The following is an 11753-nucleotide window of genomic DNA, read 5'->3' as shown; positions in this document are numbered from 1 at the left end:
ATGGCCCCCCGTCACACCCGCATCGTCGAACGCGCTCTGACCCGCCTGAAACTGCGTCAACTGCGGCTTCTCGTTGCCGTGGGGCAGCACGGCAGCATCCAGAACGCCGCCCATGACCTGGGGATTTCCCAGCCGGCGGCGACAAAGATGATCCAGGATCTCGAGCTTGATTTCGAGGTGAAGCTGTTTGACCGGACCAATCGCGGCGTGGTGCCCACGGTGTTCGGAGAGACGCTCATTCGTCATGGAAAGCTGATCTTTGCGCAGGTCTCGAACGCCGCGCAGGAACTGGATGACCTGAACGAGGGCAACAGCGGCCGGGTCGTGGTGGGCACGCTTCTTGCCGCTTCCCCCTCGCTTCTGCCGATGGCGGTGGAACGGCTTTTCCGGGACCGGCCAAAGGTGGCGATCAAGATCGTCGAAGGCACCAACGAGGTGTTGATGCCCGGTCTCTTGTCGGGAGAGATCGACATGGTGGTGGGGCGGCTGCCCAGCCAAAGGCACCGGGAGAACATCACGCAGGAAAAGTTCTTTGATGAACGCATCCTGGCGGTTGCCGGAACACAGCACCCGCTTGCCAACCAGCCGAACGTGTCCTTCGAGGATCTCAAACCCTTTGGCTGGATCCTGCCGCCGGTCGAAACCACCCTGCGCCGACAGACCGAACAATTCTTCATCCGACAGGGGCAGTATGTGCCCGGTACCGCGATTGAATCGGTGTCCTACCTGGCCAACCGGTCGCTTCTGCGCACGCATGATTTCATCGGGTTGATGCCCGCCCATGTTGCCGCGCTCGACATCCAGAGCGGGCTCCTGGCCAGCATCGACTGGGCGGCGCCCTTCGGGGCGGGGCCGGTGGGTGTTTCTTATCGCGGCAAGCAAAGCCTGTCGCCGGCCGGCAGCACCTTTCTTGACGCCTTGCGCGCGGCGGCGGACCAGATCGGCAGACCGCAACCGCAGATCTGATATTCGTGTTTCCGATATCAGTATTTGTTCAATTCAGTTGTGGTGATGCCCCGAGCGCAAGAGACTTTGCCCAAGCGAACAGCCAGAAACGAGGTCGGAATGAGCCCCTATCCGGAACTGAAACTCTTCATTGGCGGCGAATGGCGCGGGACGCCCGAGGAAATCCCGGTGGTGAACCCTGCCACCGGGCAAGAGCTGGGGCGCCTTGCCCATGCCCGGATTTCCGATCTGGAGGACGCGCTGACCGCCGCCGAGGCCGGGTTCAGGATCTGGCGCAGGGTATCGCCGCGCGACCGCGCCGACATCATCCTGCAGGCCGCAGCGATCATGCGCGCCCGGCAGGAGGAGATCGCCCAGGCGATCACAGCCGAACACGGCAAACCGTTGCCGCAGGCGCGGCTGGAGGTGATCCGCGGCGCCGAGTTCTTCGAATGGGATGCCGGCGAGGCGATGCGCACCTATGGCCGGGTCATCCCCGCGGCACCCGGCTCCAGGATTTCGGTGCATCACCAGCCCATCGGCGTGGTCGCGGCCTTTTCGCCGTGGAATTTCCCGATGAGCCAGCCGGCGCGCAAGATCGCCGGCGCGCTGGCCTCGGGCTGTTCCATCATACTCAAGGCGGCCGAGGAAACCCCCGCCGGCGCCATCCATATCGTGCGTGCGTTTCAGGAGGCGGGCCTGCCCCCCGGGGTGCTGAACCTTGTCTTCGGCACGCCCTCGGAAATCTCGGAATTCCTGATCCCGCAGCCCTCGGTGCGCCTGGTGGCGCTGACCGGCTCGACCACGGTTGGCCGGCATCTGACCGGGCTTGCGGCGCAGAGCGACACCCGCGTTCTGATGGAGCTGGGCGGTCACGCCCCGGTCATCGTCTGCGAGGACACCGATGTGCAAAGGGCCGCCATCAGCGGCGCGGTGCGCAAGATGCGCAATGCCGGGCAAGTCTGCACCTCGCCCACGCGGTTCTTCGTGCATGAGAGCCTTTTTGACGAGTTCGCCGAGAGTTTTACCGCGCGTGCCGCGGCCACCGTCGTCGGCAACGGGATCGAGGAGGGGGTCGAGATGGGGCCGCTGGCGCATGACCGGCGCCCTCCCGTCCTTGCCGGGCTGGTCGAGGATGCTGTGGCCCAGGGCGCCGAGGTTCGCACCGGCGGGGGGCGGCACGGCAACGCGGGGTATTTCTTTCAGCCGACGGTTCTGGTCAATGTGCCGAAATCGGCCAAGATCATGCAGGAGGAGCCCTTTGGCCCCATCGCCGTGCTGAACCCGGTGGAAAGCCTCGACGCGGCCATCGCAGAGGCCAATTCCGTGCCTTACGGGTTGGCGGGCTACGGGTTCACCAATCGCGCCGACTACATCGACCGGATGATCGACGAGGTGGAGGTTGGAAACCTCTCCATCAACACGCTGGAGGCGTCGCTGCCCGAAACCCCCTTCGGCGGGGTCAAGTCCAGCGGCTATGGTCGCGAGGGCGGCACCGAAGGGCTGGACAACTACCTGACCATCAGGAACGTCTGGCACTCCGCCGACATTTCGTAGGCGCAGGCGCGGCCCATCCTCGGGCCGACCCGGTGCCGCCTGAGACCGGTTCGCCATTGGTCCATCGCAGCCGCCGTGCACGGGGCGAGCCGCTGTTCGAGGCAGTTGCAGAGGCGGGTTGGCGGTGGGCGTTGGGGCGGCTGATCTCGGGGCAGGGCAGGGCAGGGCAGGGCAGGCTAGGACGGGCGCCGGTCCTGTCGAACGACGGGTTCGAGCGCGCCTTTGCGGGCCATTGGAACGGCCTGATTTCCGGTCTGACGGGACCGGCCTGCCGAGGCCGGTCCGCTGCGCGGGCGTTAACCCGCGCGGCCGCGAAACAGGCGGGTGACGATGACGAAGAACAGCGGAACGAAGATCACCCCCAGAACCGTGGCCGAGATCGTCCCGCCCAGAACGCCGGAGCCGATGGCATTGCGCCCGCCGGACCCGGCCCCGCTGCTGAGCACCAGCGGCAAGACGCCCAGCGAGAACGCCATCGAGGTCATGATGATCGGGCGAAACCGTTGCGCCGCCGCCTCGGCAACCGCCTCGAACAGCGGCTCACCCTGGGCATGGCGGTCGCGGGCAAACTCCACGATGAGGATCGCATTCTTGCCGGTCAACCCGATCACCGTGAGCAGCCCGACCTGGAAAAACACCCCGTTCTCGAACCCGCCCAGCCAGGCGCCGGTCAGGGCGCCCAGCACACCGATGGGCATTGCCAGCATCACCGCGAAGGGGATCGACCAGCTCTCATAGAGCGCCGCCAGCGAGAGGAACACCGCCGCCAGCGACAGTGCGTAAAGCAGCGGCGCCTGGCTGCCCGATTGGCGTTCTTCCAGCGACAGCCCGGTCCAGGCCAGGTCGTAGCCTCCGCCGAGCTGGGCTGCCAGCCGCTCCATTTCCGCCATCGCCTCGCCGGTGGAGACGCCGGGTGCGGGCGCGCCCTGGATCTGCAGCGCCGGCACACCGTTATAGCGGTAAAGGCCCTGCGGCCCGTATTTCCAGTTGCCCTCGGCAAAGTTCGAGAAGGGAACCAGCCCGCCGGTGGCATTGCGGACGCGCCATTTCTCGATATCCGAGGGCGTTGCGCGCGCCTCGGCCTCGCCCTGGACATAGACCCGCTTGATCCGGCCCTGGTCGAGGAAATCGTTGACGTAGGAACCAGCCCAGGCCACCCGCAGCAATTCGCCCACGGCGGTGGGGGTCAGCCCCATCGCGCCGGCCTTGCGCCAGTCGATATCGAGGTTGAACTGCGCCGCGTCCGCCAGACCGCTCGGCCGGGCCGAGGCGATCAGCGGGCTTTGTGCCGCCATCCCCAGAAGCTGGTTGCGCGCCGTCACGTGGTCCTCGTGCGATTGTCCGCCCCGGGCTTGCAGGTAGAAGTCGAAGCCCGAGACATTGCCAAGCTCGATCACCGAGGGGGGCACGATGGGAAACACCATCGCGTCGGCGATCTGGCTGAAGGCGCCAAAGGCGCGGCCCGCCAGCGCCCGCACGCTCTGGGCCGGGGACGGCCGTTCGCTCCAGTCCTTCAACTGGACAAAGGCAAGCCCCATGTTCTGCCCCGCCCCGGCAAAGGAAAATCCGACTACGCCGAACATGGATTTGACCACCCCGGTTTCCTGCGTCAGGTAATAGTCCTCGACCTGTTTGACGACCGCGCGGGTGCGTTCGGCGGTGGCGCCGGTCGGGGCCTGGATCAGGGTGAAGAGGATGCCCTGATCCTCATCCGGCAGAAAGCCGGTGGGCGTGCGGGTGAACAACCCGACCATCGCGGCGGCCATCGCCAGGTACAAGAGACCCATCCGCACCGGGCGTCTCAGGCTCCAGCGGACGGTTCCGGCATAGCCGCGTGTGACCCCGCTGAAGCCCAGATTGAACCAACGGAACGGACCGCGCCGCACGGCGTGATCGCTGGAGCGCAGCAGCGAGGCGCAGAGCGCCGGGGTCAGGGTGAGGGCGACCACCACCGAGAGCGCCATCGCCGAGACGATGGTGATCGCGAACTGCTGGTAGATCACCCCGGTGGAGCCCGGGAAAAAGGCCATCGGCACGAAGACCGCCGAGAGCACCATGGCGATGCCGACCAGGGCACCGGTGATCTGGCCCATGGATTTGTGGGTGGCCTCGCGCGGCGAAAGCCCGTCCTCCTCCATGATGCGCTCGACATTCTCGACCACGACGATGGCATCGTCCACCAACAGGCCGATCGCCAGGACCATCGCCAGCATGGTCAGCGTGTTGATGGTGAACCCGGCTGCCGCCAGGATGCCGAAGGTGCCCAGCAGCACCACCGGCACCGCCAGCGTCGGGATCAGCGTGGCGCGCAGGTTCTGCAGGAACAGCAGCATCACCAGGAACACCAGTACAATCGCCTCGAACAGGGTCTTGATCACCTCCTGGATCGAGATTTGCACAAAGGGCGTGGTGTCGTAGGGGACCACGTATTCGATCCCCTCGGGGAAGAAACGGGAAAACTCCGTCATCCGTGCCTTGACCGCGTCGGCGGTGTCCAGCGCGTTGGCCCCCGAGGCGAGGCTGATCGCCATCCCCGCGGAGGGCGCTCCGTTGAACCGGGCGATGGTGGAATAATCCTGCGCGCCGATCTCGATCCGTGCCACGTCGCCGAGCAGGACCAGCCCGCCATCGGTTTCGGCGCGCAGCACGATCTGGCGGAAATCCTCCGGCGTGCTCAGCAGCGACTGCGCGGTGATCGTGGCGTTGAGCTGCTGGCCGGCCACGGTCGGCCGCGCGCCAAAGGACCCGGCCGAGATCTGCGCGTTCTGCGCCGAGACGGCGGCGACAACGTCGGAGGGCGCCAATTCGAAAGCGGCGAGTTTCGACGGGTCGAGCCAGATACGCATCGCATATTGCCCGCCGAAGACACGCACGTCGCCGACGCCCTCGATCCGGCTCAACTCGTCCACCAGGTTCGTGACCATGTAATCGGCCAGGTCGACCTGCTCATAGCTGCCATCGGACGAGATAAGGCTGACCACCATCAGGAAGCCGGCCGAGGATTTCCGTACGGTTATGCCCTGTCTTTGTACAATTTCCGGCAACAGTGGCGTCGCCCGCGCCAGCTTGTTCTGGACCTGGACCTGGGCGATGTCCACGTCCGAACCGGTTTCGAAGGTGAGCGTGATTTCGGCGCTGCCCGCCGAGGTCGAACTCGACGAGAAATAGCGCAACCCGTCCAGCCCGGTCATCTGCTGTTCGATCACCTGGGTGACGGTGTTGGCCACGGTCTCGGCCGATGCGCCGGGATAGCTGGCGCGAACCGAGACCGAGGGCGGCGCGATCTGCGGGTATTGGGCCACCGGAAGCGTGCGGATCGCCAGAAGCCCCACCCCCATGATCAGGATGGAAATGACCCAGGCAAAGACCGGGCGATCGATGAAGAAACGGGCCATGCGCCGGTGTCCTTTACGCTGTCGTTCAGTTCGAGCTTTCGCCGGGGGCAACCCGCTCTTCCGGCGCCACAGTGGCGCCCGGCGCGGCCTTCTGGAAACCGGCGACGACGACCCGGTCACCCTCCGAGAGGCCATCATCGACCACCCAGTGATCCGCCTGATCCTGAAGCACTGACAGTTGCCGTTCCTCGATCACGTTGTCAGCACCCACGACCCAGGCAACCGGACGGCCGCGGCGGTCGCGCAGCACGCCCTCCTGCGGCACCAGAAAGACCCCCTCGGCGGCCTCCACCGGCATCTCCACCTGGACGTACATCCCCGGCAGAAGCAGCCGGTCGGGATTGGCGAATTCCATGCGAAGCGTGACCACCCCGGTTTGCGGATCCACCTTGGGTTCGGCGGCGGTCAGCTTGCCGGTTTCGGCATACTCGGAGCCGTCGGCCAGTGTCAGCCGCACAGTGCGGTCGGCGCCGCCCAGTTGCGCCTCGGTCTCGCCGCGGCGCCAGCGTAGCAGGTCGGCGGCCGATTGGGTCACGTCCACATGCACCGGATCGATGTCGCGGATCACCGCCAGCGGCTGCGCCTGGCTGGCCGTCACCAGGGCGCCCGGGCTGGTCCGCGAAAGGCCGATCTCGCCCGAGAGGCGGGCGCGGATGGTGGTGTGCGACAGTTCGATCTTGGCCGAGTTCAGACCGGCGCGGGCGACCTCGACCGCCGCGGCGGCGCTGTCGCGCGCGGCGTTGGCATCATCCAGCGCCTGGTCGCTGGCGACCTTGCGCTGATGCAGCTCCCCGATCCTGTCGGCCTCGCGCTGGGCGGTGCGCAACTGGGTCTCGGCCTGGGTCACGCTGGCGCGTGACTGCTGCACCAGGGCCTCATAGCTCACCGGGTCGATCTTGAAGAGCGGATCGCCGGCCTCCACATGGGCGCCCTCGCGGAACAGCCGTTCGGTGATGATGCCGTTGACCTGCGGGCGCACCTCGGCCTCGGACGAGGCGGCGACGCGTCCGGGCAAGGTGGAGGTCAGCGTGATGGTCTGCGGCGCGACCGTCACCACGGCGACCGCGGCGGGCGGGCGGCCCTGTTGTTGGGCCAGGGCCGGTGTGGCCAGAAGGCCGGCGCAGGCAAGACAGGACAGCGCCAGGCGCAAGAACTGGGTCATGACAAGCCTTTCGGGAATGAGGATTGGATCGGGCGCGCGAATGGCTTAGGAAACGATGGCGTTTCTATAATCGGTCGAATTGCCGGATGACAAGCGGTCTTTGTGCGGATCGTGTCGCGTCGGCGTGATGTCAGGAGCAGGCATGGAGAATGCACAAAATTGTTCCGTTACGACCCGGCGCGGTCGTCCTGTCGTCCTGGCCCCACAGGAGCGGCAGAAACGCATCTTTGACGCGCTCGAGACGGTTTTCCGCGCGGCCGGCCTGGAGGGGGCCAGCATGGATGCGCTGGCCAGTTGTGTCGGCATGTCCAAGCGCACGATCTACGCGCTGTTTCCAAGCCGCGCTGCGCTTTTTCAGGCCTACCTGGAGCAATACGGCGGCAGTTTCCTGCGCCCGGTGCCGGGAGAGGCACGCGAGCGGCCTCTGGCGGAACGGTTGCGCCTGGCGCTGTCACCGGAAATGGGCCGGGGTGGGTTCGGGCTGCCGCTGGAGATCCTGCGCGGCCTGATCGCGGACCGGTCGGCCGCGCCCGAGGTCGCCTGTGCGGTCCTCAGGCGCACATGCGACGTCTACCGCGGAATCCTGGAAGATGAGTTGAAGCGAGGCATCGCGCTGGGAGAGGTGGAAATCGGCGACGTGCCCTCCGCCGCCGCCATGTTGTTTGACATGCTGCGGCCCTGGCCGGTGGAAACGATGCTGGATCCGGGGCGGATGCCGGACGCCGCGACAATCGCGGCCCGGCAGGACCTGGCGATCAAGGTGTTTCTTCGCGGTACCACGCCGCCTGCGTGAGCGGTCCGGGCCAGGGATCCGCCGCCCCAGGCGATGGCGGCACCTGTGCCGCTATCGCGCCACTTCCTCGGCCGTATGGCTCCTGGTTTCCGAGAGCGGTTCAAGCGGCATGTCGATGTGAAAGGTGGTACCGGCACCAAGGCAGCTTTCATAGGAAATGGCGCCGCCCATGCGTTCGATCAGGATCTTGGCGATGTTCATCCCCAGGCCGGAGCCACCGGAGACCCGCGTCGATGATCCATCGACCTGATTGAACCGCCCGAAGACCTTGTCCTCGGCATTTTCCGGGATGCCGATCCCGCTGTCCCGGACCGACAGCCGCAGCGTGCCGTCGATCTCGGAGACCGAGCATTCCACAAGCCCGTCCTTGGGGGAGAATTTCACCGCGTTCGAGAGCACGTTTCCGACGACCTGCTTCAACCGGAATGGGTCCGCACGGATCCGTCTTCGGATGCCGTCCGAGGTGACGGAGAAACGAACACTGGCCTCGGTAGCCTGGGCCTCTTGCTCCTGAACGGTTTCGCGCAGGAACTCCGTCGGCTCGACGTCCTGGAGATGCAGCGCGATCTCGTTCAGGTCCAGTTTCTGCAGATCGAGAATGTCATCGATCAGTTTCGACAGCCGGACGCTGTTTTTCTCGGCGATGCGCAGCAGTTTCCTGACCGGGTCGCTGACCTCGCCGACCTTGCCGCACAGGGCCAGATCGAGCCCGCCCTTCAGGGATGTAAGGGGGGTGCGCAACTCGTGGCTGATCACGGCGAGGAATTCGCTCTTGGCGCGGTTGGCTTCCTCCGCGCGCACCAGCGCCTTGCGCCGCGCCTCTGCCGAGCGTTCCCGCTCGGTGATGTCGACCAGGGTAACGGTCCAGCCCAAGAGGCTGTTCCTGGCCTGGATCGGGCTCGCGATGGGAAGCGCGCGCGGATCGTAAATACGATCTCCGAAGGTGATCGGTTCGGCGCAACTCAGCTCTCCCGTTTCCCTGAGAAAGTTCAGAATCGGGCCGATCTTTTCCATATGGTCCAGCGTTTCGCCGAGTTTCGGCAGAGTGTCCGCGAACAACGCCCTCGCGGCGGCGTTCGCGCCGGCGAGCTGGCCGGTCGCCTTCATGACGATCACAGGGTCCTGGGTGGCGTAGAACAGCAGGTCGCGCCCCAGCGCCTCGGTATCCATCATCCGGTTGTTCACGAGCAACCAGCTGAACGCGATGAGCGCCCCGCTGAACAGGAAGGGCGTCGGGTCGAACCCGAGAATGGTGAACCCCCAGACCACATAGGCCACATTCCCGGCCAGGGGCGCAACGGTGATGAAAATCAGGATAGCCAGGAACGGCCTGATGTTCTTTTCAGCTTTCACGAAGGCATATGCGAGCACACCGGTGCCGCTCGTGACAAAGACGTAGAGCCCGCCGGCGATCACAAAAAAGAGCGGCCCGTGCTCGAACACGGCATAGGCGTCGGGCCCGTTGCCCACCATATGCGTTCCCGTGCCGTAAAGCAGGTGGTGCCACCCGTTGGTGAGGGCAATTCCGCTCGCCAGGGTTGGGGCGCCGACATAGCACAGGCGGCGAAGTGGCGTGCGAACCGCATTGGTGTTCATCGTGTAGTCGAACAGGAAGAAGGACCAGGCCATCGGGAGCAGCGCAATCGCGGGCCAGGCCGCCGAGGCCCAGGCAATCTTGCACGACAACTCCTGAGAGGCGAGTTCGAACCCGACCACGACGAGCCACCAGAGCATCGCGGTGAAGGCGAGGATAAACGCCTGTTTACCGGGGAATCTATTGTTCCGAACGACCCAGGCCAGCACCAGCGCGGCGACCGCCCAGAGCACGGCGACGGCGGCAGGCGCGAATGACAGTTCCAAACTGGTCAGGCAGGTCATTGTCCACCTTGATCGTTGGGTCCCGCGTATCGTGAAATGCTGGGTCGCATTGGCATGGTCATCGGCCCATATCTGTAACTACATCGTCTTGATGAGAAAATTTCAGAAACCAGATTACTACAATTCAACATACATCTATGGTTTTGGCGGTCGAAGATGTTGAAAAGAAGGCGACACCGAGGAACCTTCGGGCACTTGCCCGAGACCTGCGCATCGCGGCGTCGGTCCGAGATCAGGGTTTTCCTGCGCTCGCGGATTTCCTCGGTGCGCAGCGGCGCCCAAGGGTGTCGGTTCCGGGCGGCTCAACGACATGCCGGCGTCAAACGTCTATGCAGGGTTCATTTTTGCCGCTAGCCTCGCTGCAAGTATTTAAAGCCCGAGATTTTCAAATGTCCGAGTTCGCTCTTGAAGGCCCGGAGTTGAAGAAAATGGTCAAGCTGTCGCGCAAGCAGCCGCTGCCGTTCGCCTTCAATCCAGGGAAAACCGATGATGAGCACTACTTCGCCTTGCATCGCAGGCGTCCTGCGGCCGTGCTTGGCAAGGCGGCCAAAAGCGAAGGGGCCGGCACCAAGGCCGCCTTTGGCAGTTGCACAGTCGACGGCCGGGTGATGCAGTTGACCTGCGAGGTCGTGGTTCCGGCCATGGCCAAGAAGCTGAAGAAATTCCTCAAGGCGAACAAGATCACGCTGAACGTGGAGATCCTCGACGCCGACGGAAATGTTCTGGAGTCCGATATCGAGGATCTGCCCGACGATCCCGATCTTTTCGACGACGACGATGAAGATGGTATCACCGAAGAGGGGGCGGTTGAGGCCGGGTTATCGGAGGGGGAGGCCGAAGAGGAGGGCGCGCCCTCCGGCGTTCCCGATGCCCCGGCGCTGGTGGCCCGGATCAAGGTGGCCCAGCCCCGGATCGCCACCGCACCCAAACCGGTTGCCGAAAAGCTGACCCAGGCGCTGAAAAAGGTTGTTACCGACATCAAGGGTCAGAAACTGGCCGACGCCGCGAAAACGATGGATCAGATCGAGGGGGTTCTGGCCCGGATGCCGGCGCCCGCGCAACAGTCACAGGAGGCGGGGCAGGGCGGCGATGCGCCGAGCGCGGCTGCGGTGACCGCCGATATCCGCGGGCTGGCGCAGGATGCGCAAAAGCTTCCCGACCCGCTCAAGGCCAAGGTGGTCAAGCCGATCCAGCAGCTTGGTGCGTTGGTCAAGGCCGGTGAACTTGCCCGTGCCGCGCAAGGGGTGGTCAAGGTTCGCCAGGCCATCGACACGCTGAGCGCACAGGCCGACGCGGCCCGGCCCCCTGAACAGCCGCCCGAGCCGCCAGGTGCCGCGCCGAAGCCCGAGGGCGCGGGGGCAAAGGCCGAATGGGAGGCCGCCCATACCGCGCTCAAACCCCGGGCAGAGGCGGCGATTGCAGAACAGCGTTTCGCCTCGGAGGAGGTTCAGAACACTTTTGAAATGCGCCTGAAATATGCCGAAGGCAACGCCAGCGAGAACACGCCCGAGGGCTATGCGGCCGCGCTCAAGACCTTGCCGGGCCTGCAAAAGATGCTCGACGAGGCGGCCGGAAACGCGGCGGGAACCTCGAAAGCGGAGATCGGCGAGGATGTTCAGCCCTTTGCCGTCAGCCGGCTGAAATGGGAAAAGACGCGCGAGACGATGCATGCCGAACTGGGCAAGCTCAAGGCTGCGATCGCGGCGGCCTGCAAATCCGAACCGGGGCTTGCGGACCTGGCCAGTATGGTCGGCGACCTGGACGATTACCTCAAGGCGCTGGACACCCGACTGATCGACCGGCTGGACGAGGTGGTGAACGCCGCGCAAGGCCCGGAACGCGAGGCCCGGAAAGAGGCCGCGCGCAGCGTGCTTGCCGAATATCAGGCCGAATTGCAGAAAGACTTTTTCTCGGACGTGGATGGCAACAACGGCTTCGTGAATGTCTCCGTCGCCGCATCGGCCTCGGCTGCATTGGCAGAGATCGCCGACGTGCTTTCCCCGCGGGGCTGAGCATCCAGAGA

7 protein-coding genes are annotated in these 11753 nt (G+C 65.2%); 4 read left to right on the top strand and 3 right to left on the bottom strand.

The window, feature by feature from the left end; translation table 11 throughout:
* A complete protein-coding gene (locus P1U75_RS13690) occupies positions 1 to 966 on the top strand; it encodes a LysR substrate-binding domain-containing protein (RefSeq protein ID WP_300244383.1) in 966 nt (321 codons plus the stop codon).
* Between the two features lie 99 nt (positions 967 to 1065).
* On the top strand, positions 1066 to 2502 hold the full coding sequence (locus P1U75_RS13685) for an NAD-dependent succinate-semialdehyde dehydrogenase (RefSeq protein ID WP_300244380.1): 1437 nt from the start codon (positions 1066 to 1068) through the stop codon (positions 2500 to 2502).
* 296 nt (positions 2503 to 2798) lie between these two features.
* Here P1U75_RS13685 and P1U75_RS13680 read toward each other — a convergent pair whose 3' ends face one another.
* Together P1U75_RS13680 and P1U75_RS13675 are read right to left on the bottom strand one after the other, a co-directional pair.
* Positions 2799 to 5897: an efflux RND transporter permease subunit gene (locus P1U75_RS13680; protein WP_300244377.1), complete on the bottom strand. Its 3099-nt coding sequence runs from the start codon at positions 5895 to 5897 to the stop codon at positions 2799 to 2801.
* 25 nt (positions 5898 to 5922) lie between these two features.
* The gene (locus tag P1U75_RS13675) at positions 5923 to 7059 is read right to left on the bottom strand and encodes an efflux RND transporter periplasmic adaptor subunit (protein WP_300244374.1); all 1137 of its coding nucleotides are present in this window, start codon (positions 7057 to 7059) and stop codon (positions 5923 to 5925) included.
* 142 nt (positions 7060 to 7201) lie between these two features.
* Here P1U75_RS13675 and P1U75_RS13670 point away from each other — a divergent pair, with 142 nt between their 5' ends.
* Entirely contained in the window at positions 7202 to 7852 is a 651-nt protein-coding gene (locus P1U75_RS13670; RefSeq protein ID WP_300244372.1) for a TetR/AcrR family transcriptional regulator, read from the top strand.
* A gap of 51 nt (positions 7853 to 7903) precedes the next feature.
* On the opposite strand, the gene P1U75_RS13665 is transcribed toward P1U75_RS13670, so the two are convergent.
* The gene (locus P1U75_RS13665) at positions 7904 to 9730 is read right to left on the bottom strand and encodes a histidine kinase N-terminal 7TM domain-containing protein (protein WP_300244369.1); all 1827 of its coding nucleotides are present in this window, start codon (positions 9728 to 9730) and stop codon (positions 7904 to 7906) included.
* 389 nt (positions 9731 to 10119) lie between these two features.
* Here P1U75_RS13665 and P1U75_RS13660 point away from each other — a divergent pair, with 389 nt between their 5' ends.
* Entirely contained in the window at positions 10120 to 11742 is a 1623-nt protein-coding gene (locus tag P1U75_RS13660; RefSeq protein WP_300244367.1) for a hypothetical protein, read from the top strand.
* Positions 11743 to 11753: the final 11 nt, after the last annotated feature.

It is taken from the genome of Antarcticimicrobium sp., from assembly GCF_029212575.1.
In the GTDB taxonomy this organism is placed as follows: Bacteria; Pseudomonadota; Alphaproteobacteria; order Rhodobacterales; family Rhodobacteraceae; genus Antarcticimicrobium.
Note: the sequence above shows the minus strand (reverse complement) of the source record. Positions and strands in the feature narration are given on the sequence as shown.